We start from the raw sequence: 24597 nt of genomic DNA on the forward strand, positions 1-24597 counted from the left end.
TGGTGATACCCGAACTCGGCCAGTTGGCGATGATCCTGGCCATCTGCTTCGCCGCCGTGCAGGCCAGTGTGCCGCTGCTCGGCGCCTGGCGCGGCGACAGCCTGTGGATGAGCCTGGCACGCCCGGCGGCCTGGGGGCAATTCGCCTTCCTGACCTTTGCTTTTGCTTGCCTCACCCATGCCTTCATGACGGACAACTTCTCGGTCGCCTACGTCGCCAGCAACTCCAACAGCGCTTTGCCGTGGTACTTCAAGTTCAGTGCCGTGTGGGGCGCGCACGAGGGGTCGTTGCTGCTGTGGGCGTTGATCCTGGGCGGCTGGACCTTCGCCGTGTCGGTGTTCTCGCGCCAGCTGCCGCAAGTGATGCTGGCCCGTGTGCTGGCGGTGATGGGCATGATCAGCGTGGGCTTCCTGAGCTTTTTGATCATCACCTCCAACCCGTTCCAGCGCCTGCTGCCGCAAGTGCCGACCGATGGCCGTGACCTCAACCCGTTGCTGCAGGACATCGGCCTGATCGTCCACCCGCCGATGCTGTACATGGGCTACGTGGGCTTCTCGGTGGCCTTTGCCTTCGCCATCGCCGCCTTGCTTGGCGGGCGCCTTGATGCCGCCTGGGCACGCTGGTCGCGGCCGTGGACCATCGTCGCCTGGGCCTTCCTTGGCGTGGGCATCACCCTGGGCTCGTGGTGGGCTTACTACGAGCTGGGTTGGGGCGGCTGGTGGTTCTGGGACCCGGTGGAAAACGCCTCGTTCATGCCTTGGCTGGTGGGCACGGCATTGATCCACTCGCTGGCGGTGACCGAGAAGCGTGGCGTGTTCAAGAGCTGGACCGTGCTGCTGGCCATTGCTGCCTTCTCGTTGAGCCTGTTGGGCACCTTCCTGGTCCGTTCCGGGGTGTTGACCTCGGTGCATGCCTTTGCCGCTGACCCGTCACGCGGCGTGTTCATCCTGATCTTCCTGCTGTTCGTGGTGGGTGGCTCGCTCACCCTGTTCGCCCTGCGTGCGCCGGTGGTAAAAAGCCAGGTCGGCTTTGCCCTGTGGTCGCGCGAAACGCTGCTGTTGGCCAATAATCTGGTGCTGGTGGTGGCGGCCTCGATGATCCTGCTGGGCACGCTGTACCCCCTGGTACTTGATGCCCTGACCGGGGCCAAGCTGTCGGTCGGCCCGCCTTACTTCGATGCGTTGTTCCTGCCGCTGATGGCACTGTTGATGGTGGTGCTTGGGGTGGGCGTGGTGGTGCGCTGGAAGGACACGCCCGGCAAATGGCTGGCAAGCATGATGACCCCGGTTCTGATCGGCAGCGCAGTGCTCGCCCCGGTCGCGGGCTTCATCGTCGACGACTTCGACTGGCCAACGCTGACGGCCTTTGCCCTGGCGGCCTGGGTCGTACTCAGCGGGTTGCGTGATGTGCTCGACAAGACCCGCCACAAGGGCCTGGCCAAAGGCATGGGTGGCCTTACCCGCAGCTACTGGGGCATGCAGCTGGCGCATCTGGGCCTGGCGGTGTGCGCACTGGGCGTGGTGTTGTCGAGCAACAACAGTGCCGAACGCGACCTGCGCATGGCGCCGGGCGAAAGCGTCGAGCTTGGCGGCTATCACTTCCTGTTCCAGGGTGCCAAGCACTTCGAGGGGCCGAACTTCATTTCCGACAAGGGCACCGTGGTGGTGTCTCGCGACGGTCGCGAAGTGACCACGCTGCACCCTGAGAAGCGGCTGTACACCGTGCAGCAGTCGATGATGACCGAAGCCGGCATCGACGCCGGCTTCACCCGCGACCTGTACGTAGCCCTGGGCGAGCCGTTGGAAAACGGCGCTTGGGCGGTGCGTGTGCATATCAAGCCTTATGTCCGCTGGATCTGGCTGGGCGGTCTGCTGACCGGCCTGGGCGGGTTGCTGGCGGCCCTCGACCGGCGTTACCGCGTCAAGGTCAAGACCCGGGTGCGTGATGTCCTGGGCGTGTCTGGAGCAGCTGCATGAAGCGTTGGATCATGGTGGTGCCACTGGCGGTGTTTCTGCTGGTGGCGGTTTTCCTCTACAAAGGCTTGTTCCTCAAACCCGACGAACTGCCTTCGGCGATGATCGGCAAGCCCTTCCCGGTATTTTCCCTGGCCTCGGTGCAAGGTGATCGCAACCTGACCCAGGCCGACCTGTTGGGCCGCCCGGCGTTGGTCAACGTGTGGGGGACCTGGTGCCCTTCGTGCAAGGTCGAGCACCCGTACCTGAACCAGCTGGCCGAGCAGGGCGTGGTGATCCACGGGGTCAACTACAAGGATGACAATGGCGCGGCGCTGAAGTGGCTTGCCGAGTTCCACAACCCCTACCAGCTGGATATCCGCGACGAGCAGGGCACCCTGGGCCTGGACCTGGGCGTGTATGGCGCGCCGGAAACCTTCCTGATCGACGCCAAGGGCATCATCCGCTACAAGCACGTGGGCATTGTCGATGCCAGCGTCTGGCGCGAACAGCTGGCGCCGCTGTACCAGGGCCTGGTCGATGAGGCCAAGCCATGAAGCGCGGGCTGGCAGCAGCCGTACTGGGTTTGGCCCTGGGCCTGGGCGTGGCGGGCGTGGCCAGGGCGGCCATCGATACCTACCAGTTCCGCGATGACGCCGAGCGTGAGCGGTATCAGCAACTGACCAAGGAGCTGCGCTGCCCGAAGTGCCAGAACCAGGACATCGCCGACTCCAACGCGCCGATTGCCGCCGACCTGCGCCGCGAAATCTTCCGCATGCTGGGCGAAGGCAAGAACAACGAGCAGATCGTCGACTTCATGGTCGACCGCTACGGTGACTTCGTGCGCTACAAGCCCGCGCTCAGCGGGCGCACCTGGCTGCTGTGGTTCGGCCCGGGGATCCTGCTGGCCGGTGGTTTCGTGGTGCTGCTGGTGATCGTTCGCCGCCGCCGCGGTGCAGCGGCCCAAGGTGCGCATGAGTTGTCCGTCGACGAACGCGAGCGTCTCGCCAAACTGCTGGAAAAAGAACAGACCCATGATTGAATTCTGGCTTAGCGCGGGCCTGCTGCTGCTCGCTGCCCTCAGCTTTCTGCTGATCCCGATCCTGCGTGGCCGTCGCCGTCAGCAAGAGGAAGACCGCACCGCCCTGAACGTCGCCCTGTACCAGGAGCGCGTGGCCGAACTGGCTGCGCAGCAAGCCGCTGGCGTGCTCGATGACGTGCAATTGGCCAAAGGCCGTGACGAAGCAGCCCGTGAACTGCTGGCTGACACCGAAGGTGGCGAGGCCGCGCGCCAAGGCCATCTGGGCAAAGCGCTGCCGCTGTTGGCGGCGGTGCTGGTGCCGCTGATGGCGTTGGGGCTGTACCTGCACTTTGGTGCGGCGGACAAAGTCGAGCTGACCCAGGAATTTGCCCAGGCGCCCAAGACCATGGAAGAGATGACCACGCGCCTTGAGCGTGTGGTGAAGGCCCAGCCGGATTCCGCCGAAGCCCTGTATTTCCTTGGGCGTGCCTACATGGCCGAACAGCGTCCGGGCGATGCGGCGCGTACCTTCGAACGTGCCGTGGCCCTGGCGGGCCGTCAGCCCGAGTTGCTGGGGCAATGGGCCCAAGCGCAGTACTTTGCCGCTGACAAACAGTGGAACCCGCAACTGCAGGCGTTGACCGATGAAGCCCTCAAGGCTGACCCGAACGAAGTGACCAGCCTGGGCCTGCGCGGCATTGCTGCATTCGAGGGTGAGCGTTACCAGGAAGCCATCGACTACTGGAAACGCCTGCTGGCGCAACTGCCTGAAGGCGATGCTTCGCGCGCCGCCTTGCAAGGCGGTATCGACCGGGCTGCCGAGCGCCTGGGCGGTGAGCCTGGCCAAACCGTCACACCCGTGGCTGCCCGGCTGAAGGTGCGTGTGGAGCTGGCAGCGGCGCTCAAAGACAAGGTCAAGCCCGACGACACGGTGTTCATTTTCGCCCGTGCCAGTAATGGCCCGCCCATGCCGGTGGCAGCGAAGCGGGTGACCGTGGCGCAGTTGCCGATCGAGGTGGAGTTGTCTGATGCCGACGCGATGATGCCGCAGATGAAACTGTCGGACTTTACTGAAGTCCAACTTGTTGCCCGTGTGTCGCGTTCTGGCCAACCCACCCATGGCGAGTGGATCGGCCAGGGTTCGCCACTGGCCACTGCCACCCAGGCCACGCAACACTTGACCATCGACAGCCCAGACCCGTAAGAGAGCATTGCCATGCACAGCACCGTCCGCCTGACCCTGATCACCCTGGCCCTGGGTTTGTCCGCGTGTACGGTGCGTGAACCTTACGAGCAGCCCGCGCCACCGATCGAGCGGCTACCGCCGCACCAGGGGCCAGTGGTCAAGCCGTTGCCAGGCGGGCAGCCTTCGACCCAACCGAGCAAACCCGCAGCGACACCCAAGCCGATGCCCCGCACGTCTGCCAGCTTTGCACCGCCACCGGGCGGTTCCAGCCATTGGGACCCTAAGCTGGGCGTGTACGTGCTGGAGAAAAAACCCAACACCTTCTACCGCCAGCGCACCTACTACCGCTACGACGGGGGCTGGAGCTGGTCACTGAGCCCCGATGGCCCATGGCAGGACACCGACAGCAGCGGTGTACCCGGTGGGCTTGGGCGGGCGTTCGCCCAGTAAATTGCCCGGTACAGTACAGTTTTCTGCTAATTTATCGATTGACTGTACCGCCCGCTGAATACGCATAATGCCCCTTCGATCAGACGCGGAGGTGGCATGAGCAAGACAGTCCTGGTGTTGGTGGAAACCGTCGACGATTACCTGCCCCTGCTGGAGCAGGCGGGTTATCGGCTGATCCGCGCACCGTCGCCGCAACTGCGTACCGAAGCCATCCAGCGCCATGCCCGCGAAATCGATGCCGTGCTCACCCGGGGCCCATTGGGCCTGACTGCCGCAGAAATCGAGGCGCTGCCCCACTTGCAGATCATCTGCGTGATCGGCGCCGGCTACGAGCAGGTCGACCTGGCCGCCGCCGCCGCGCGCGGTATCACGGTGACCAACGGTGCCGGGGCCAATGCCGCCGCGGTCGCCGACCATGCCCTGGCAATGGTGCTCGCGCTGCTGCGTGACATTCCCCGTGCCGATGCCAGTACCCGCCGTGGCGAGTGGAACCGTGTGATCAGCCCCTCGGTGAGTGGCAAGCGCCTGGGCATTCTCGGCCTGGGCGCGGTGGGGCTGGCGATCGCCAAGCGCGCCAACCTCGGCTTCGACATGAGCATCAGCTACCACAGCCGTACGCCGCGCCCGGATGTGCCGTACACCTGGTACGACAGCCCGCTGCACCTGGCCGATGCCGTCGACATTCTGGTCGTGGCCACGCCAGGCGGCGCCGCTACCCGTCACTTGGTCGATGCACCGGTGCTCAAAGCCCTCGGCGCCGAGGGCTACTTGGTCAACATCGCCCGTGCCAGCGTGGTGGACACCCAGGCCATGGTGGTGGCGCTGGCGGGCGGCCAGCTTGCCGGTGCCGCCCTGGACGTGTTCGACGACGAGCCGGCAGTGCCCGATGCCCTCAAGGCGCTCGGCAACACGGTGCTGACGCCCCATGTGGCGGGCCAGTCGCCGGAGGCCGCGCGCGACACGGTGGCGTTGGTAGTGCGCAATCTGCAGGCGTTCTTTGCCGGTGAGCCGGTGCTGACCCCGGTACGAAACTGACTCTTTTCACCCATGAGCCCGGCAGCGTCCCGGCCAACAAGGAGTGTGTGCATGCAACTCGAGATCTTCCAGGTCGATGCGTTTTCCGCTGAGCCTTTCGGTGGCAACCCGGCAGCAGTCATCCCGCTGGACAGCTGGCTGCCGGACGATGTGCTGCAACGCATCGCCGAAGAGAACAACCTGTCCGAAACCGCCTATTTCGTGCGCAACGGTGAGGCATACGACCTGCGTTGGTTCACCCCGACGGTCGAGGTCGACCTGTGCGGCCATGCCACCTTGGCCTCGGCTTATGTGTTGTTCGAGCAGTTGGGCGAGCAGGCGCCCGTGTTGCGGTTCAATACCCGCAGTGGCGAGTTGCGTGTCAGCCGTGGCGCCGACGGGCTGCTAGCGATGGACTTCCCGGCCAAGCAGCCGGAAGCGGTGGAGGCCCCAGCGGGCCTGTTGGAGGCGCTGGGCCTGAGCAGTGCGCGAGCGGTGTACCGCAGCGATGACTTGGTGGTGGTGATCGATGACGCGTCGTTGCTGGACCCGTTGAAACCCGATTTTGTGGCCCTGTCGGCCTTTGAAGTGCGCGGGGTCGCCGTGACTGCGGCGGGGCGCGGGTTTGATTTTGTCACCCGGTGGTTCGGCCCGCGGGTGGGCGTGAACGAGGACCCGGTAACGGGCTCGGCGCACACTTCGCTGGCGCCGTTGTGGGCCGAACGGTTGGGCAAGAATGTGCTGAGCTGCGAGCAGGGTGGGGTGCGCAAGGGGCAGCTGCTGTGCGAGGTGCTGGGCAATGGGCGGGTGATTATCAGCGGGCGGGCGGCGTTGTATCTGCGGGGGCAGGTGTTTATCTGAGGGATGTTTTTGGTGGCTGAGGTGCATGCCTTGGGGTTTGCAGCGCCTGTGAGATCGAGCGCCGCCCGCGCGGCGCTTCGCAGCACAAGGCTGCTCCCACATCTGTTTCGGGCCAGTCACGCCTGTGGGGGCGGCGCGCGACCGCCTTGTTGGTCCGACGCGATATCATGGTGTGCGCCAAGGGGCCGCGCGCCAATGCCCCAGGACTAATTGGCCCGAAACAAATGTAGGAGCAGCCTTGTGCTGCGAAGCGCCGCGCGGGCGGCGCTCGATCTCCCAGGCGCTGCAAACCCCAAGACATGCCCCCGCAACCCCACCCCATCCCCAAATCATTGCCTCCCCCCCGCACAACCAGTAGCCTGCGCCCAATTCAAACGAGGATCGCAGACGTGAGACGCGGTGTGATGTACGCCGGCATGGCCGGTGCGTTGTGGGGCATGGTGTTGATGGTCCCTGAGCTGCTGCCTGAGTTCAACCCGATGCTGCTGAGCAGCGTGCGCTATGCCATGGTCGGGGTCATCTCGTTGCTGCTGGCACTGCCCATGGCCCGGCAGCTGCGTCAGCTGACCCTGCACGACGCGTGGATGCTGCTACGCCTGGCCGTCATCGGCAACCTGGTCTATTTCGTTTTCCTGGTGGCCGCCATCCAGCGTCTGGGCGTGGCGCCGGCTTCGCTGATTGTCGGCGTACTGCCGCTGACCATCACCCTGTACGGTCGCAACGACAGTGGCGCGGTACCGCTGGCGCGGCTGATCGGCCCATTGGCGCTGATCCTGGCGGGCATGCTGTGCATCAACCTGCAGACGTTCGCCTTCGCCCCCGGCGACATCGGCGACAAGCTCCTGGGCCTGTTCTACGCATTGGCCGCCCTGGCCTGCTGGACTTGGTACGCGGTACAGAACAGCCGTTACCTCAAACAATGCGGGCATTTCGACAGCCATCAGTGGTCGGTGCTGTGTGGGGTAATGACCGGGCTGGCCAGCCTGGTGATGGTCGCAGCCCTGGCCCTGTGGCAGCCGCAACAGTTGCAGGTGGACGCGCCGATGGCGCGCTGGTGGTTGTTCTGGGCGGCCAGCCTGGGCTGCGCGGTGCTGGGTTCGTGGTTGGCCATGGCGCTGTGGAACGCTGCCTCCAAACGCCTGCCACTCACCCTGAGCGGCCAACTGATCGTCTTCGAAACCTTGTTCGCCCTGCTTTACGCTTTCCTTTGGCGGCAGACCGGGCCGAGCGTGCTAGAGGCGGCAGCGATCATTCTGGTGATTGGCGGCGTGCTGTGGTCCATGCGCCAGCACGGAACGCCGCGAGAACTTGCCAAACCGGTGCATACCTGAGAAAAGGGCGGCTTTGATTTTTTCAGCGTTGGAGCATGCCCATGAGCAGCGAACTGCAGATCATCGACCTCGTCGAAGGCGACGGTAAAGCCGCCGTCAAAGGCGCCCTGATCACCACCCAGTACACCGGCTGGCTGGCCGACGGCAGCACGTTCGATTCATCCTGGTCGCGCGGCATACCCTTCCAGTGCGTGATCGGCACGGGGCGCGTGATCAAAGGGTGGGACCAAGGCTTGATGGGCATGCGCGTCGGCGGCAAACGCAAACTGCAGGTGCCGGCGCACCTGGGGTATGGCGAGCGCAGTGTGGGGGCGATACCGCCGAATTCGGATTTGACGTTTGAGATCGAGCTGCTGGAAGTGCTGACGCGGGATGATTGAGATATTGATGAGTTTTTGCGGGTGTATGCCTTGAGGTTTGCAGTGCCTACGAGATCGAGCGCCGCCCGCGCGGCGCTTCGCAGCACAAGGCTGCTCCTACATTTGTTTCGGGCCAGTCACGCTTGCACCCTAGCGCGCGACCGCCTTGTTTGTCCGACTCGATATTGAGACGGGCACAAAGGGGCCGCGCGCCAATCTCACAGGACTAATTGGCCTGAAACCGATGTAGGAGCAGCCTTGTGCTGCGAAGCGCCGCGCGGGCGGCGGTCGGTCTCGTAGGCGCCAGATCATTCACGCCATACATACAGGGTATACATAATTCAGCAACACACATCCTCTAACGTTGGCCTTGCCTAGGGAACGGCAATCACGCTCAGGGAGGAACCAAACGGGTTGACGGCACTCTGACCCTCACTCGTTGCCAGGGATGGCACTCACTACAAGGACGCCCTGCGGCTGCGGCGCAGGGCAACGTGGCGGGTCAACCCGATTTTCTCTGCCACAAGAGCCTGCCTTGATGAAGTTGCCAACCTTTCTCCGCCATCGTCGCCACTTGCTGTTGAGCCTCGCGCTCACGGCTGTGGCCATACCGCTGGCGTTGGATGCTGTCGAAAGCCGTGCGCAGCCGGTCGATGGCACCCAGACCCTGGTCTTCCTGCGCCACGCCGAGAAACCGGGCGAGGGGCTCGGGCAACTGAACTGCCAAGGCCTCAACCGGGCATTGGACCTGGCCACGTTGCTGCCAGAACGTTTTGGCAATGCCGACTACGTGTTCGCCGCCAACCCATCGCGGCATGTCGAGGAAGGCAGCAAGGACCAGAGCTACAGCTATATCCGCCCATTGATGACCATCACCCCCAGCGCCATCCGCCAGGGGCTGCCGGTGAACATCGACTACGGTGCCAACGACACCGACGCACTGGCCGAGGAGTTGCTAAGCGACAAATACCGCAACGCGACGGTCTACACCGCTTGGTCCCACGGCTACCTGCCAGAACTCATCAATACCGTGGCCGGCAAGGCGCTGGGTGAGGAGCGGGTGATCACCGAGGACTGGAACGGTGACGATTTCGACACCCTGTATGTGCTCACGCTGACCTGGCACGACGGCAAGGCCAGCCTGCTCAGCCGCAATGTGCGGCAGGGCCTCAATGACGGTGCCCATAGCTGTCCGAGCTGATGCGCTGCTACTGTGTGGGCAAGGAAGCCGAAACAGGGGCCACGCATGAAGCACGAGGTGACGGTCATTGGAGGGGGTGTCATTGGCCTGGCGACGGCCTATGCGCTGGTGCGCGAAGGGCTGTCGGTAGCGCTGATCGAGGCGCGTGACAGCCTGGCGTCTGCCACCAGTTTCGCCAATGGCGGGCAGTTGTCATACCGCTATGTGGCGCCATTGGCCGATGCCGGTGTGCCGTGGCAGGCACTGGGCTGGATGCTGCAGGGGGATTCGCCGCTGCGTTTGCGGTTGCGATTCGACCCGGCGCAGTGGCGTTGGTTACTGGCGTTCATGATGGCCTGTCGCAGCCGTGTCAATGCTCGCAATGGCGCACAACTGCTGGCGTTGGCGCTGGAAAGCCAAGCCGCCCTGGCGCGCTGGCGCGAGGAGGATGGGCTGACGGATTTTGCCTGGCGGCGTAACGGCAAGCTGGTCGCCTTTCGCAGTGAGCGGGCGTTCAACCAAGGGCGCAGGCGCCTGCTCGATCCAATCAACCAACGCGTGCTCGATGCCGCCGAGCTCAAAGCCCTGGAGCCGGCCTTGGCCGGGGGGCCGTTCGTGGGGGGCGTGCTCACACCTGATGAGGAAGTCGCCGACTGTCACCGCTTCTGTGTACGCCTGGCCGAGCGTTTGCGCGCATCCGGGCAGTGCCAGTTTTTGCTCGGTAAGCCAGTGACTCAGCTGGTCGCACATCACGATCGGGTGGTTGCGTTGCAATTGGGCAGCGAGCAGGTGGATGTGCAGCGCCTGGTGCTGTGTGCGGGTCATCGCAGTGCGGGGTTGGCGCTACCGGGTTTGAAGTTGCCGGTCTATCCGCTGAAGGGCTACAGCCTGACTGCGCCGATTGCCCCTGAGCATCGGGCGCCGGAGGTCAGTGTTACCGACTACGAGCGCAAGATCGTCTATGCGCGCCTGGACCGCCAGCTGCGGGTTGCGGCGATGGTGGATATCGTCGGTTACGATGAATCGGTGGATGCGCGCCGACTCGACAGCATGCGCCGGCTGGCGCTGGATACGCTGCCCAACGCCGCCGACTACGGGCAGGCGGTGGAATGGGCGGGGATGCGGCCAGCGACGCCTACCGGGGTGCCGATCATTGGGGCGACGGCGTATCGGAACCTGTGGCTGAACCTGGGGCATGGGGCACTGGGTTTTACGTTGGCCTGTGGCAGTGGGGAGCGGTTGGCCAGGATATTGCGCTGAGTGTACCGGCCTCTTCGCGGGTGAACCCGCTCCTACAGGGGCCGCGCAGTGCCTGAACACAGCGCTGAACCTGTGCGACTTTAGCCGCGAAGAGGTCGGTAAACACGAAGTAGCGTTAACGCCCGAAGCGCATCGGCCAGCCCACCACTTTCTTCACCCTCGGTGTGGCGTAGGTCCGCACCTTCGACGTACTCAACCCCATCCGCACCAGCGACTCGGCAATGGTCACCGCCGCACTTACACCGTCCACCACCGGCACGCCGGTGCGTTGACGGATCTGCTCATCCAGCCCCGCCATGCCTCCGCAACCCAGGCAGATCACCTCGGCCTTGTCGTCGCGCACAGCGCGCTCGGCCTGCTCGACGATGGCTTCCACGGCACGCTGCGGGTCGGCCTCCAGTTCGAGCACGGCCAGGCCACTGGCGCGCACCGACGCGCAGCGGTCGTACAAGCCGGAAAGCCGCAAGCGGTCTTCGATCAAGGGCACGGTGCGGTCCAGGGTGGTCACCACCGAGTAGGCGTGGCCCAGGTACATGGCCGTGCTGGCGGCGGCATCGGTGATGTCCACCACGGGGACGTTCAGCAGCTCTTGCAGGCCTTCGCGGCCGTGCTCACCGTAGCCGGCCTGAATCACTGCATCGTAGGGCCCATCGTAGGCCAGCACCCGGTCCATCACCGCGATGGCCGCCAGGTAGCTTTCAAAGTTGCCCTCCACCGACTCGGCGCCAAACCACGGGGTCAGGCCGATGATTTCGGTACCTGATGCTGCAACGGCGCGCGCCTGCTCGGCGATGGCCTCGGTGATGGCTTCGGTGGTGTTGACGTTGGCAATCAGAATACGCATGGACAGTTCTCCCTGATCAGTGGCTGCTGTGGTCAACGGCGATGCACTCACCGCTGACATCCAGGTAGTGGCGGTTGCGTGGCGCGATCAGCAGGTAAAGGGCCGCGGCGATGCCGGCACCGATCAGCCAGGAGAACGGCGCCACGCTATGGAAGTTGGGTACCAGGGCGAGCACGATGGCCAGCAGTGCGGCCGGCACGAAGGCGGCCACGGCGCGCAGGTTGATGCCCTTGGTGTAGTGATAGGCGCCGGCCGGGTCTTCGCTGTACAGCTGCGGCACGTTGATGCAGCCTTTGCGCAGCAACCAGTAGTCGGCCATGATCACCCCGTACAGCGGGCCGAGCAGGGCGCCCAGGCCCGACAGGAAGTACACGATCACCAGCGGGCTGTTGTACAGGTTCCAGGGCAGGATCAACACCGCGAGGGTGGCGCTGATCAGCCCCGCGCGACGGAAGTTCAGGTGGCGTGGCGCCAGGTTGCTGAGCACGAAGGCTGGGGCGACGAAGTTGGCCATGATATTCACGGCCACCGTGACGATCAGGAAGGCCAGGCAACCCAGGACCAGGAAGGGGGTGTTGGGGATGCTGGCGACGATCTGCGTCGGGCTGTCGATGATCTGGCCGTTGATCTGGAACTGCGCGCCGCACAGCACCACGGTGATCATCGCGAACACCAGGATATTCACCGGCAAGCCCCAGAAGTTACCGACGCGGATGGTCTTGCGGCAGGGCGAAGAGCGGGCGAAGTCGCAGAAGTTGAGCACCAGGGTGCCGTAGATCGCCAACCACAGGGCACCGCCCGCGAAGATGTTGCGCCACATCTCGTAACCGGTCAGCGGCGCCGCCACCGACCAGGCGATACGCGCGTCGGCCTTGAAGTACATGAACACCGCCAGGCTGGCGACGGTGAGCAGGATCACCGGGCCGGCGAAGGCCTCGTAGCGGCGTACCATCTCCATGCCGTAGGCGAGGATCACCAACTGCACCAGCCAGATCGCCACGAAGCAGACCCAGCCCAGGCTCGACAGGCCAAGGATGCTGTCCTGGTCGTGGACGGCCAGTTGCGGCCATACGGCGGTCAGCAGCACGCGCAGCACGACCGAGGCCAGGTAGGTTTGGATGCCGAACCAGGCAATGGCAATGACCGCGCGGATCAACGCCGGTATTTGCGCGCCATGGATACCGAAGGCAATGCGGCTGATGACCGGAAACGGTACGCCGGTCTTTTGCCCCATGTAACCGGACAGGTTCATGAAGAAGTACACCAGCGCCGCACCAATGGCCAGCGACACCAGTATCTGCCAGCCGCCCAGCCCGAGGGCAAACAGCCCCATGGCGAACGAGTAGTTGGCGATGTTGTGCACATCGTTGGTCCATAACGCAAAGATGCTGTAACCGCCCCAGCGCCGACCTTCGGCGCGTGTTGGGGCGAGGTCGCGGTTATGCAGGCGTGGGCTCAGTTCAAGTGCTGGCGCAGGGCCGGCAAGTGTGGAGATGGGGTTGCTGCTGGCGACGGAAAGTTCAGGGGCAAGGTCGAGGCTTGTACGCATTCCGGCAGGCTCCTGATGCACGTGGACTGCGATGAGCGGGCAATGCGCACGGGCTCGCCATCTCGTCGGTGCAGCGTCGGCATCACTGGGTTCTGGGCGCGGCGGCCGACGGGTAGGGCGGCGTCGCGGGTTCTTGTGTATTTATGTTTTGCCTAACTTGTATACAAAACACGAACACACAAAAGCGAGTTCCATGCCAGCCGAAAAGCGACGTTCAAGTTGCCATTGTTTTGAAATCGTCTTTTTTAACGCTAACTAAATGAAATTAAGGAAATAAAATTTGACCAATTAAACAGCTTTTATTTTTTGATCGTTTTATTAGTTGATCAATTGGTCAAAATAAGTAGCGTGGAGGGTGTAACGTATTGGGGCACGGTTGAGAAAAGTGCACACAAAAATGGCACCTATAGTGACATTTATGTGTACAAAAAATAGTCAGCTTTTGCCTATGCCGACCACTTAGAGGTAGGTTCAGCCCATCGGCGGCAGGCGTCGCTTCACCGGGCTCTTCTTGATGATCGCGGTGTTGGTTTCGGCCAGCACATTGATCCGGTCGAGCAGGGTGTCAAGCTGTTCCATCGAGCGCACATGCAAACGCGCAATGAAGCAGTCCTCGCCGGTCACCTTGTCGCATTCGGTGAATTCAGGGATCGCAATGATCTGCCGCTCCACTTCCTGCAACTGCCCCGGCAGCGGGCGGATACGCACGATCGCCTGCAACTGGTAACCAAAACTGCGTGGGTCGACATCCACGGTGTAACCGCGCAAGACGCCGCGTTCTTCCAGGCGGCGCAAGCGCTCGCTGACGCTGGGGGCAGACAAGCCACTGATCTGCGCCAGGGCCTTGAGTGAGCGCCGCGAGTCTTCCATCAACGCGTTGATCAGCAGTTGGTCGATAGCATCGGTCATGCGTAACCTCATCAGGCTATTCGGGTGATTTGCCTTGATAGTAAAGGCAAGCTGGCGGATGCGCCTTTGATATCCGCTGGAAGGTCCCCCGTCACCCTTTGCATACTGTTGCCATTATCAACGGAGGTGTGAGATGGACAGTTCATTGCGCCGTGGCTCGCTGGAAATGGTCGCTGCCATGCTGATTTCCGGGACTATCGGCTGGTTCGTGCTGGTGTCGGGCCAGCCAGTACTCGACGTGGTGTTCTGGCGGTGCGTGTTCGGTACGGGCACGTTGCTGGTGATCTGCGCGGCCTTGGGCTTTCTCAAACCGGGTGTGATCGGCCGCACGGCGTTTCTGCTGGCGATTGCTAGCGGTGTGGCCATCGTCGGCAACTGGGTGTTGCTGTTTGCCTCTTATTCACGCGCTTCGATCGCCATCGGCACCGCCGTTTACAACGTCCAACCGTTCATGCTGGTGGGCCTGGCGGCTGTGTTTCTGGGCGAAAAGATCACCTTGCCCAAGGTCACCTGGTTGAGCGTTGCCTTCCTGGGCATGCTGGCTATCGTCAGCGCCCACGGTGCGGGGCAGGGCAGTGGCGAGGATTACCTGCTGGGTATTGGCCTGGCGCTGGGCGCGGCGTTTTTGTATGCAATCGCTGCGTTGATCATCAAGCGCCTTAAAGGTACGCCACCGCACCTGATTGCATTGATCCAGGTTGCCACCGGCGTGCTGCTGCTGGCACCGTGGGTCAAGCTGGGTGGGTTGCCGGGTGAGACTTCGGCGCTGGCCAGCCTGGTGACCCTCGGCATCGTTCATACCGGTGTGATGTATGTGTTGCTGTACAGCGCTATTCAGCGCTTGCCTACCGCACTGACTGGCGCGCTGTCGTTCGTTTACCCGATTGCGGCAATTCTTGTCGACTGGGTGGCCTTTGGGCACCGGCTGGCACCGTTGCAATGGCTGGGCGTGGCACTGATTCTGCTGGCAGCGGCGGGGATGCAGCAGGGATGGTGGTTTAGTTCTGCGCGGGTTGCAGCCAAACATTGAGGTGACCTTGCGGGCCTCTTCGCGGGTAACCCGCTCCCACAGGTATCGTGCTGTCCTTCGAAGCGGTGCAGTACGGGTGGGAGCGGGTTTACCCGCGAAGAGGCCCGCAAGGGTAGAATGCCGCTTTTTCCAGCTTGCGACCCGCCATGACCTCGCCGATCCAGACCCTTGAGCAACACCTGCTCGCCGCCCTCGACCCCGCCCCACAGGAAACCCGTCGCCTGTTCCACGGCCGTGGCCGCTGCTGGCCGGGCCTTGAGCAGGTGACGGTGGACTGGCTGCAAGGCGTGCTGTCGGTGGCGCTGTTCCGTGAGCCGCCTGAAGGCCAATTGGAAGAGTTGGAGGCCATGCTGCGTAACCTCGCCCAGCGCCCGCAATGGCATGGCCAGGCCATCCTCATCCAGCATCGCTACCTGCCGGACAGCCCCGGCCAATGGCTGTGGGGCGAGCCGTGCCAGCAGCGGGAGGTCGTCGAGGACGGCCTGACTTACCTGCTGGACCTGGGCGTACGTCAGAACAATGGCCTGTTCCTGGACATGCGCTATGGCCGACGCTGGGTACGCGAACAGGCAGCAGGCAAGCGGGTGCTCAACCTGTTTGCCTATACCTGCGGTTTCTCGGTAGCGGCCATTGCGGGTGGGGCGGAGCAGGTAGTGAACCTGGACATGGCCAAGTCGGCGTTGTCCCGTGGGCGAGACAACCACCGGCTCAATGGCCACGATGCGTCACGGGTGGCGTACTTGGGGCATGAGCTGTTCAAGTCCTGGGGCAAGGTGCGCAAGTACGGGCCCTATGACTTGATCATCATCGACCCGCCCACCTTCCAGAAGGGCAGCTTTGTGCTGACCCAGGATTACGCGAAGATTCTGCGGCGGTTGCCGGAGCTGCTGAGTGAGGGCGGGACCGTGCTGGCCTGTGTGAACGACCCGGGGATCGGGCCAGAGTTTTTGATCGAAGGCATGGCCGAGCAGGCGCCGGCGTTGGCTTTTGTCGAGCGACTGGAGAACCCGCCGGAGTTTCCTGATGCGGATCCGGCTGGGGGCCTTAAAGCCTTGGTATTCCGGCAGGTTTGAGGCTTGCTTTGCTGGCCCCTTCGCGGGCAAGCCCGCGAAAGGGCCGGTGAAGCCTGCATCACGCTGAAACTCCACGCATAGGCAGCGGATACACCTGGGCAAAGCTCACCTGCTCCGTCTGGTCCACCCGCTTCTTCAGCCGCTCGTTGAACGCGCGGCTCACCGCATACTGCCCACCGGAAATGGTGCGGAACTGCGCCGTCAGCACAAACCCGTTCAAGTCCATGCGGTCGACCCCGAATACCTGCAACGGCCCCTGCAGGTTGATGCGCAGCAGCGGGTCGTCGCTGATTGACTGCCCCACCTCATGGATCAGCGCCAGCGACTGGTCCACATCGCTGTCGTAGGTGAATTGCACCGAGAAAAACGCATAGGCGAACTGCCGCGACTGGTTGGTGACCGCCTTGATCTGGCCAAACGGCACCGAGTGCACAAACCCCTTGCCGTCGCGCAGGCGCAGGGTACGGATGGTCAGGCTTTCGACAGTGCCGGCGTGGCCAGAGTCGAGCACCACCCAGTCGCCGATCGAGATGGTGTCTTCGATCAGGATGAACAGCCCGGTGATCACGTCCTGCACCAGTTGCTGCGAGCCAAAGCCGATGGCCAGGCCGATCACCCCGGCACCGGCCAGCAGCGGCGCGACGTTGATGCCCAGGTTGGCCATGGTGGTGATGGTGCAGATGACGATCAGCACCACTTTGATGGCATTGCGCAGCATGGGCAGGATGGTCCGCACCCGCGTGCTCGGCTGGCGCGCGGTACGGCGCCCGGGCGCTGGTTTGAGTGCTTCCTGGATAGCGGTGTCGAGCACCACCCAGAGCAGCCAGGTGACCAGCAGGATCAGGCCGATGCTCGACAGCGAATTGCTGATGGCCTGGCCCAGGCGGTTGCTCAGGGCGAAGCCGATGACCGAGACGCCCCAGATACGCCCCAGCAGTTCGATGAAGGCCACCGCCATGGCAATGCGCAGCAGCGCGTGGGCCAGGCTGCGCAGCAGTTCCTTGTAAGGCCGTACCCGTTGCCCAGCATCGGCTTCGCGGGGCGCCAACAGGTGTTGCAGCAAAGTACTGAGAAACACCGTGGACACCAGCAGCACCGTGGTCAGCAAGGCTTTTTGCAGCGCCTTCTGGCTTTCTTCGCCAGCGCCGATCAGGTGAATGGCCGAGACCAGAATCATCAGCAGGATCGGCAAATACCACACTACCGAGAAGATGCGCAGGGTTTCCTGCACCGCCCGGTGTTGCAGGCGGTCCTTGAAGGCGCGGTTGCGGATCAGGTGAGCAACCGGGCGGCGCAGGCGAATCACCAGGCTGGCAAAGATGACCGTGGCGGTGAGGCCGGTGAGTACCGCGATGCTGGCGGTGATGTTGCCGCCTAACTGGCGGGCGATCTGCGGGCTGGTCAGCGCATCGCTCCAGGCGGCCAGGAAGCCGATCAGGAACAGCGGACGCGGTGCCAGGCGTTTGATCACTGCCACGGCCGAACGTTTGTGGCCCGCGTCGAACAGGGTGACCAGGCACAGGATGATCGAGGTAGAGAACAGGCCGCTGCTGGTGGCGTACGCCAGGCTCAGGCCCAGGGCGCGGGCGATCGATGGGTCGAGAAAGCGGCTGACATACAAGGTCAGCGGCAAGCTGGTCAGGGCGGGAAGCGTATAGGGCAGCAGGTAGCCGAGCAGGCTGCTGGCACGTGGGCGTTCGCGCAACCATGCCGTGCGGGCGCTGCGCGTGGCGCCCCAGCGGCCAAGGGTGGTGAGCGCTGCGAAGGCCGCGGCCCAAGTGAATGTCAGCAGGATGAAGTTACCTGCCAGGGTGAGCGAGTCACTGGCCGAATGGCGATCGACCAGGCGTTCCACTTCCTTGGCTGCACGGTCAGTGCGCAGGCGCCAGGCGTCGACCAAGTGGGCATCCAGGTCAAGCTCCTGGGCGGCACTGTCCAGGCCGTCGGCCAAGGCACCGAGCAGGCCGCCCTGAAGTACCGGCTCCGGTTCGGCAGGTTGTGCGTCGGTGGGGGCGGGGTCGGCCGCCAGCAGGTGGGTGCTCAGCAGGCAGCCGAGCAGCAGGGTGGTGAGGTAGCGCAGCACTGGAGTACTCCTTGGGCCGGGATGAGCGGGGCAGGGTTACTCCAGAAACTGAGCCGTTCAGCGGTGCGAAAGTTCGATGTGCGTGTGCTGGGGTCAGCGATTGCCTTGCAGCGAGCCCGTCAGCCCATGGGTGAGCGTTTCCCAGCGCAGGTGAAACGCGCCCACTTGTGGGCGTTTTTTTGCCAGAAATGTTTGCGTCTCGGGCAGGTTGACCCCTTTGCGCAGTGCGTAATGGTTGTAGGCAATTTCGAAGGTGCCGCTGATGTTCTCGCGGATAGGCCCTTCGCAGAGCGGCTGCGGGATGTGGCCATTCATCTGCGCGCTATGCAGTTCCAGCGCTGCGACGATGCGTTGCTGCTCTTTGCTATACAAATCGACGCCCTGCAGCCTGGCGGTTTCTGCGACATTGATGATGGCTGCCAAGCCCATTGAAGTGTGGGCGAGGTCACGGCAGGTTTCTTGGCTAAGGCCCTTCACGTAGTGGGTGGGAAAGTGCCAGTGGGCCTTGATGCGATCGTCATCGAGCCTGCACCACGGTGCATTGGGCGGCCTGTTATCGTTTTGCTCGTCATAAATATAAGCAGGTACGAGTTGATGCCAACGCCCGATGGCTTCGTCGAATAACGCGCGGTCATCCGTGACGATACCGATATTGGCCATTGCCTCAATCGCGGTGGCATGCCAGTTCTTGTTATGGCACAGCGAGCCAGAGATGAACATCTGCCTGATAGTGGGGAGGTGCTGCTCTGTGAGCATTTTCTTAACCTTCGCCCGTTCATCCGGCAACCAACCGGTGTAGCCTTCATCGACGATTTCAAGGCCCCGGGTAAAGAGTGCGGCGGTCCAGGCAGCTTGCAATGGGCCATTACTTGCCTGATGTCCGCCCGTCAGCGTCGTTGCCCACGCCAGCAGAATGCTTCTGACGTTCGCGGCATATTGAGGATTACCGGTATACGACCACAGCAACGCCTGTGTGTACGTCGCCGCTGCGTCATCCATTTCTTCAAAGCAGCCAACGCGTGGGTTAGTGGAGCCCGAGCCGCATTCAACCTTGGCGAAGGGGGTGGCCTTGTAGTCCTCAGCGGCCCATTTACTGTGCTTGGCTTGCGCAAAGGCATCCTTCCAAGGCTGCGTGTCTAATCGGGCTTTGACGAGATTCAAAAGTGCGGTGTCAACCAGGATGCCAGGGTGGTTCAGTGGCAGACCGACAGTCGGCGAAAGGCTTTGGGAGTTTGCAGAATTGGCCGTGCTGAGGCCTGCAAGGGTGAGGGCGGAGATTAAAAGGAATTTACGCATGGTGAGTGCCTCATTGAGTCATGAGGCCCATGCTGCCAAGTTTCTGAAGTACGGCTACTGCTAGAACTATCAGTAGCCGTACGGCGAGGACTGTGTTTGTAAGTTACTGCCCGCTGTAGATCTGGTCGAACACACCACCGTCGTTGAAGTGGGTCTTTTGCACGGTACGCCAGTCACCAAAGGTTTTTTCCACCGACAGGAAGTCGACTTTCGGGAAACGGTCGGTGTACTTGGCCAACACCGCCGGATCACGTGGGCGCAGGTAGTTGTTGGCGGCGATTTCCTGTGCCGCTGGCGACCACAGGTACTTCAGGTATTCCTCGGCCACGGCCTGGGTACCTTTTTTCGCCACCACCTTGTCGACCACGCTTACCGGTGGCTCAGCTTCGGCGGACACACTTGGGTAGACCACTTCGAACTGGTCGCGGCCGAATTCGCGGGCGATCATTTCGGCTTCGTTTTCGAAGGTCACCAGCACGTCGCCGATCTGGTTGGTCATGAAGGTGGTGGTTGCGGCGCGGCCACCGGTATCCAGCACGGGCGCCTGTTTGAACAGCTTGCCGACGAAGTCGCGGGCCTTGGTCTCGTCACCGCCTTGCTTGAGCACATAGCCCCACGCCGAGAGGTAGGTGTAACGGCCGTTACCCGAGGTTTTCGGGTTGGGCACGATCACTTGCACGCCATCCTTGAGCAGGTCGGGCCAGTCTTTCAGTGCCTTGGGGTTGCCTTTGCGCACGATGAACACGGTGGCCGAGGTGAACGGCGCGCTGTTGTTCGGCAGGCGGGTGACCCAGTTGTCTGGCACCAACTTGCCGTTGTCGACCAGGGCGTTGATGTCGGTGGCCATGTTCATGGTGATGACATCGGCCGGCAGGCCGTCGATCACCGCGCGCGCTTGCTTGCTCGAGCCGCCGAAGGACATCTGCACATTGACCTTCTCGTTGTGCTCGGCTTCCCAGTGTTTCTGGAAGGCCGGGTTGTAGTCCTTGTAGAAGTCGCGCATCACGTCGTAGGAGACGTTGAGCAGGGTCGGGGCGGCTTGGGCGAGGTTGCCGAGGGCCAGGCCTGCGACGAGCAGCGAGGCGGTGAAGAGTTTTTTCACTGGGAGCGTTCCTTGTTCTGACTCAAAGGTTGGCGATTAGCCGTCGACTATAGCGGGTGACTGACAGACGGATAAAGAACAAAAAACGCTTTGTTTATGCTGTGAAGTTAGGGCAGCTGACCAATGCTCAATAGGTTTTCGTTTATGACGGGCCAAGGACATGAGTCAACTGTCAAATGTGACAGTGGCAAGGCCTCCACGAAGTAAGTTTAACTGCGTGAAAATACAAGATGAGCATGTCGCTATGTCCTCCAGTCAGAAGCCGTTGAAAGAGCGTAACCGATCACGTTTCTTTGGTCAGGGAGATCGACTTTGCAGTGTGTTGATCGACGGTGACCATCATCGATTGATGAGTGGGAATGCACTGCTCATCGCTCGGCTGGTAACGTGCTCCCCCCCGATGTTGTTGCGCACGAATCACGCAGGGACTGTGACGGGAACACAGGGTAGGGAGGGCGACAAACATCTTTCCTATACCTCTTACGGTTTCAGAGCACCGTTCGGGCAGGGAGCGCTTCCAGGACTCAATGGTGAGTACCTGGATCCAATGACTGGCTGTTACCCACTGGGGCGCGGGAGGCGATTTTTTAGCCCAGCCTTGATGCGCTTTCTGTCATCGGATGTGCTGAGCCCGTTTCATGCTGGTGGGTTGAATGGATACAGCTATTGTGGGGGGGATCCTGTCAATAAGCACGATCCCTCCGGTCACAACGGCGTAATACTGAAAAACTTTCCAGGTATTTCCGAGTTCTTGACGGGGGATCCAAATCGACGAGTCACGGGCGCACTCTTCAACCCGGACACAAAAAAACTGACAGATTTTCGCGTCAAGATGGTTAATGGTGAGGCGCAAATCCGCTTGACTGACTTCGACTATAGCGATCGAACAATGTATGTCAGTGCGGATAGGACAGTATTCATTGATGAGCGTTTCAGTTATCAAGGCTCCTCCGATATCGACCTGATGCCCCTCGTGAAAACTCACCAACGGGATATGTTAGAGAAAGGTTTTGAGCTCAAGACGGTCAATCCTCGCAAAGCAGTTATGACTGAACATGGTCTTGTGGTGCAATCCCACGACATTTACTTGAGTGAACGAGGAGCTGTTGAAACGTCGCAAGCGCCGATTCATCCGCAGCTACCCGCCTCTGGCTCGTCGCAAGCGCCGATTCATCCGCAGGTACCCGCCTCTGGCTCGTCGCGTGAGCCGCAGATGAGTTTTCTAGTGCGCCTCCGAGACAAATTACGGCGAAAAAAGTGAACTCAATGGTCATGGCCGCTTGAGCGAAGTGACTTGCCGCCCTTCGTCACCTAGAGCTCATTGCTTTGGAAACAACGCATTGCCACACCGCGAACAGAAGGCGGCGCTGTGTTCGTGGGATCTCTTACTGCATGTCGGGCAATCATGCTGCAGCTGTTCCCCCCGCATCGCATTGGCCAACTCTGCCGTGAAGATCCCGGTCGGCACCGCAATGATCGAATAACCGGTGATCATCACCAGTGACGACAGCACCTGCCCCAGCGGCGTCTTCGGCACGATATCGCCAAAGCCCACCGTGGTCAGGGTGACAATGGCCCAATAGATGCCTTTGGGAATGCTGGTAAAGCCGTGCTCCGGCCCTTCGATCACGTACATCAAGGTGCCGAACACGGTCACCAGGGTCGAGACAGTGACCAGGAACACGATGATCTTCTGCTTGCTGCCCCGCAGCGCGGCCATCAGGTAGTTGGCCTGCTTAAGGTACTGGCCAAGCTTGAGCACGCGGAAGATCCGCAGCATGCGGATGACCCGGATGATCAGCAGGTATTGCGCGTCGCTGTAATAGAGGGCGATGACCCCGGGGACGATCGCCAGCAGGTCGACCAGGCCGTAGAAGCTGAAGGCGTAGCGCAGGGGCTTGGGCGAGCAGTACAGGCGCGTGAGGTATTCGGCCAGGAAGATCGCGGTGAAGCCCCACTCGATGGCAGCGAGCAGGCCGGCGTAGCCTTGGTGTATTTCGTCGATGCTGTCGAGGATGACGGTGACCAAGCTGGCCAGGATGATCAGCAGCAGGATCTTGTCGAAGCGGCGGCCGGCTACGGTGTCGGTCTGGAAGACGATGACGAAGAGCCGCTCGCGTATTGATTGCGGGGTTTGCATGGCTTGTGATCCGGATACGTAAGCAACAAGCCTAAAAGGTCAGTGTCCGAGGCTGCAACAGGCTGAACTGGCAAAAATGCCAGTTTCAGGGATGTGAGTGTTGGCCGCAGAATGGCGTCAGGCATGGGCGAGTGTGAGACGGTCATGAAAGGGGCAACTGAACTACGGGGCTTGGCAGGGCGGGCGCTGGCATATACCGCTTATGGCTACTTGCGAAAGGTGTCGGGCGCTGCGTTGGGGTTCAATGGTGAGTGGAAGGACGAGCTGCTGCAAGGCTATGCACTGGGCAATGGGCATCGGTTGTATTGCCCTGCACTTATGCGTTTTTTCAGCCCGGATGTGTTGAGCCCGTTCGGTAAGGGGGGGGTCAATACTTATTCCTATTGCCAAGGTGATCCGGTCAATCGCTTAGACCCGACTGGTGGAGCAGGCGTTTCAAAGCGCTCGCCGGGGGGGGCAGAGCGAGTGGCGGTGCACAGGCCTGTAAAAGCGACTAATGATCGAATTTCCCCGGAGTTCAAAAAAGGTCCCGGCAAGTATCAACTTGCGAGCACTGTTTCGCGTGAAGTCGTTGAATATAGCGGTCCTGGCTTTACCGGAGGCTTCAGTGGTGCGCCTGTGAAGGTACGTCCCGTAGGGGCGGCAGCAGGCGTACAGTCACAAGGGCCAACTATTGATGAGCTTGGAGAGTATTGGCAGAACTATTGGCACTGGGAACACAGGCCTGGCACTAAGCCGATGACTCGGGACCAGATGATTCCCAATCATCAGCGGGCCCAGGGCACTCAGATTGCAGATATCGAGTACGGCATGGCGCTTATCAGGGAGCAGGAAGCACGCCGGGAAATAGATATTCAGGTGCTGGCATCCTTTGGTCATTGGTAGGGCACAATAGGCTGACAGCGTCCTGCACATTCGATGTGCTCCGCGTTCAGTTATGTAGACGCCAAATATCCCGACGCAGTAAAAGCTGCCAGAAGTGGTTGCCCGAATGCATCAGCCAGCAGGCCAGTACGAACGGCGCTGTAAGCCCGGCAATGGGCATCAAGTTGAACAGCGGTTGTAGCAACAGTGCCAGGGCAATTGCCAACAACGTCACACAGGGTTTTTCACTCTGGCGGCTGAACGCCAGTGCCGCCAGCGCTGCGTTGAAGCCGTATAGTCCCATCCAGGCCACCTGCGCCTGGTCGATGAGCAGCGCGACGCCGCCCCCGATGGCAGAGCCGATCACGGCCCACATAGCCGCGTAGGGGCTGGCGATGAACATGCCGACGATGATCAGCAGCCCGGCGAATGGATTATCAAGCAGGAAGATCTGGCCGACACCGCGCGCCAGGGCGTACAGCGGGTTTGGCTCGGCAAAGACAGCCGTCGAGGGTTCAGCGATCAGCAAAGCGCCCCAGCCCAACAGCACGAACGGTGCCGTATAGGCGATCAGCAACTTGCCACCGCGCTTGCGCCATTGGTGGGTGATGATGCTCGACAGCCCACCGGCTGCGAGGATCAGCGGCGGCATGATCGCTGACCACGGCAGTACCGCACTGATCAGGATGCCGATCAGTACGCCGTTGTAACAGTACAACCCGGCCTGGCGGTCGGCGCGGTCGTAGCCGCGGCGCTGGGCGGTGAGCAGGCCTGCAAGGGCGCCGAGCAGGGCGCCCCCAACCAGGTTGGGGGCGGTCAGCAGGATGGCCAGCAGGCAGCACAGGCCGCACAGGGGGTTGCGCAGCAGCAGCACCTGGCTGAAGCCGTTGAGCAGCGCCGTGGCCCAGTCGGGGCACGGGTTGACGAAATTTTTGGTGTACATGGGCAGTCAGTGAGGTTGATTGAAAAGCGGTGGGCCTCTTTGGGCCTCGGTTTTCCGCAGGGTTTTTGACGCTGAGCAAGGGGAGGGCTTTGCCCTCCATCGCCGGCAAGCCAGCTCCTACAGGGACCGCGTACGGCCTGTGGGAGCCGG

Annotated in this window: 23 protein-coding genes; 15 read left to right on the forward strand and 8 right to left on the reverse strand. The window is 62.1% G+C overall.

Annotated elements, in window-relative coordinates:
* Positions 1-2: 2 nt before the first annotated feature.
* The 11 genes from HU764_RS06045 to HU764_RS06095 all read left to right on the forward strand — a co-directional run bounded on the left by HU764_RS06045 (position 3) and on the right by HU764_RS06095 (position 10614).
* The gene (locus HU764_RS06045) at positions 3-1976 is read left to right on the forward strand and encodes a heme lyase CcmF/NrfE family subunit (RefSeq protein ID WP_177323878.1); all 1974 of its coding nucleotides are present in this window, start codon (positions 3-5) and stop codon (positions 1974-1976) included.
* Positions 1973-2509: a DsbE family thiol:disulfide interchange protein gene (locus tag HU764_RS06050; protein WP_186679682.1), complete on the forward strand. Its 537-nt coding sequence runs from the start codon at positions 1973-1975 to the stop codon at positions 2507-2509. The genes HU764_RS06045 and HU764_RS06050 overlap by 4 nt, the downstream gene beginning before the upstream one ends.
* Entirely contained in the window at positions 2506-2994 is a 489-nt protein-coding gene (locus HU764_RS06055; protein WP_027592992.1) for a cytochrome c-type biogenesis protein, read from the forward strand. The genes HU764_RS06050 and HU764_RS06055 overlap by 4 nt, the downstream gene beginning before the upstream one ends.
* Entirely contained in the window at positions 2987-4177 is a 1191-nt protein-coding gene (gene ccmI / locus HU764_RS06060) for a c-type cytochrome biogenesis protein CcmI (RefSeq protein WP_186679686.1), read from the forward strand. Before HU764_RS06055 ends, ccmI begins: the two co-directional genes overlap by 8 nt.
* Positions 4178-4189: 12 nt before the next feature.
* Entirely contained in the window at positions 4190-4609 is a 420-nt protein-coding gene (locus HU764_RS06065) for a hypothetical protein (protein ID WP_186703703.1), read from the forward strand.
* A 96-nt stretch (positions 4610-4705) separates the two neighbouring features.
* Complete coding sequence (locus HU764_RS06070; RefSeq protein ID WP_186703704.1) at positions 4706-5644, forward strand: 2-hydroxyacid dehydrogenase; 939 nt, start codon at positions 4706-4708, stop codon at positions 5642-5644.
* Positions 5645-5695: 51 nt separating this feature from the next.
* Positions 5696-6484 carry a PhzF family phenazine biosynthesis protein gene (locus HU764_RS06075; RefSeq protein ID WP_186703705.1) on the forward strand — a complete coding sequence of 263 codons (789 nt, stop codon included), beginning with the start codon at positions 5696-5698 and terminating at the stop codon, positions 6482-6484.
* Between the two features lie 389 nt (positions 6485-6873).
* Entirely contained in the window at positions 6874-7815 is a 942-nt protein-coding gene (locus tag HU764_RS06080; RefSeq protein ID WP_186682628.1) for an EamA family transporter, read from the forward strand.
* A gap of 41 nt (positions 7816-7856) precedes the next feature.
* Entirely contained in the window at positions 7857-8195 is a 339-nt protein-coding gene (locus tag HU764_RS06085) for an FKBP-type peptidyl-prolyl cis-trans isomerase (protein ID WP_186704033.1), read from the forward strand.
* A gap of 517 nt (positions 8196-8712) precedes the next feature.
* The gene (locus HU764_RS06090; RefSeq protein ID WP_186704034.1) at positions 8713-9375 is read left to right on the forward strand and encodes a histidine phosphatase family protein; all 663 of its coding nucleotides are present in this window, start codon (positions 8713-8715) and stop codon (positions 9373-9375) included.
* 45 nt (positions 9376-9420) lie between these two features.
* Positions 9421-10614 carry a D-amino acid dehydrogenase gene (locus HU764_RS06095; RefSeq protein ID WP_186704035.1) on the forward strand — a complete coding sequence of 398 codons (1194 nt, stop codon included), beginning with the start codon at positions 9421-9423 and terminating at the stop codon, positions 10612-10614.
* Between the two features lie 115 nt (positions 10615-10729).
* Here the strand turns inward: HU764_RS06095 and HU764_RS06100 are convergent, their stop codons facing one another.
* From HU764_RS06100 to HU764_RS06110, 3 genes are all read right to left on the reverse strand, one after another.
* Entirely contained in the window at positions 10730-11458 is a 729-nt protein-coding gene (locus HU764_RS06100; RefSeq protein WP_186704036.1) for an aspartate/glutamate racemase family protein, read from the reverse strand.
* Positions 11459-11474: 16 nt separating this feature from the next.
* On the reverse strand, positions 11475-13007 hold the full coding sequence (locus HU764_RS06105; RefSeq protein WP_085272517.1) for an NCS1 family nucleobase:cation symporter-1: 1533 nt from the start codon (positions 13005-13007) through the stop codon (positions 11475-11477).
* Between the two features lie 471 nt (positions 13008-13478).
* Complete coding sequence (locus HU764_RS06110) at positions 13479-13916, reverse strand: Lrp/AsnC family transcriptional regulator (protein WP_027592981.1); 438 nt, start codon at positions 13914-13916, stop codon at positions 13479-13481.
* 133 nt (positions 13917-14049) lie between these two features.
* Between HU764_RS06110 and HU764_RS06115 the strand changes: the two genes are divergently transcribed.
* Positions 14050-14946, forward strand: coding sequence for a DMT family transporter (locus HU764_RS06115; RefSeq protein ID WP_186704037.1), 897 nt, complete (start codon positions 14050-14052; stop codon positions 14944-14946).
* Between the two features lie 146 nt (positions 14947-15092).
* Positions 15093-16019, forward strand: coding sequence for a class I SAM-dependent methyltransferase (locus HU764_RS06120; protein WP_186704038.1), 927 nt, complete (start codon positions 15093-15095; stop codon positions 16017-16019).
* Between the two features lie 58 nt (positions 16020-16077).
* On the opposite strand, the gene HU764_RS06125 is transcribed toward HU764_RS06120, so the two are convergent.
* The 3 genes from HU764_RS06125 to HU764_RS06135 form a co-directional block, all read right to left on the reverse strand.
* Positions 16078-18102, reverse strand: a complete 2025-nt coding sequence (locus tag HU764_RS06125) for a mechanosensitive ion channel domain-containing protein (protein ID WP_186704039.1) — start codon at positions 18100-18102, stop codon at positions 16078-16080.
* Positions 18103-18195: 93 nt separating this feature from the next.
* Entirely contained in the window at positions 18196-19398 is a 1203-nt protein-coding gene (locus tag HU764_RS06130) for an alginate lyase family protein (protein ID WP_186704040.1), read from the reverse strand.
* A gap of 103 nt (positions 19399-19501) precedes the next feature.
* A complete protein-coding gene (locus tag HU764_RS06135; RefSeq protein ID WP_186704041.1) occupies positions 19502-20500 on the reverse strand; it encodes a sulfate ABC transporter substrate-binding protein in 999 nt (332 codons plus the stop codon).
* Between the two features lie 217 nt (positions 20501-20717).
* On the opposite strand from HU764_RS06135, the gene HU764_RS06140 reads away from it, so the two are divergent.
* Entirely contained in the window at positions 20718-21761 is a 1044-nt protein-coding gene (locus HU764_RS06140; protein ID WP_186704042.1) for an RHS repeat-associated core domain-containing protein, read from the forward strand.
* 57 nt (positions 21762-21818) lie between these two features.
* On the opposite strand, the gene HU764_RS06145 is transcribed toward HU764_RS06140, so the two are convergent.
* A complete protein-coding gene (locus tag HU764_RS06145; RefSeq protein ID WP_186682663.1) occupies positions 21819-22640 on the reverse strand; it encodes an ion transporter in 822 nt (273 codons plus the stop codon).
* Positions 22641-22763: 123 nt separating this feature from the next.
* On the opposite strand from HU764_RS06145, the gene HU764_RS06150 reads away from it, so the two are divergent.
* On the forward strand, positions 22764-23525 hold the full coding sequence (locus HU764_RS06150) for an RHS repeat-associated core domain-containing protein (protein ID WP_225935617.1): 762 nt from the start codon (positions 22764-22766) through the stop codon (positions 23523-23525).
* Positions 23526-23571: 46 nt separating this feature from the next.
* On the opposite strand, the gene HU764_RS06155 is transcribed toward HU764_RS06150, so the two are convergent.
* Positions 23572-24447: an urea transporter gene (locus HU764_RS06155; RefSeq protein ID WP_186704043.1), complete on the reverse strand. Its 876-nt coding sequence runs from the start codon at positions 24445-24447 to the stop codon at positions 23572-23574.
* Positions 24448-24597 lie beyond the last annotated feature (150 nt).

It is taken from the genome of Pseudomonas kermanshahensis (assembly GCF_014269205.2).
In the GTDB taxonomy this organism is placed as follows: domain Bacteria; phylum Pseudomonadota; class Gammaproteobacteria; order Pseudomonadales; family Pseudomonadaceae; genus Aquipseudomonas; species Aquipseudomonas kermanshahensis.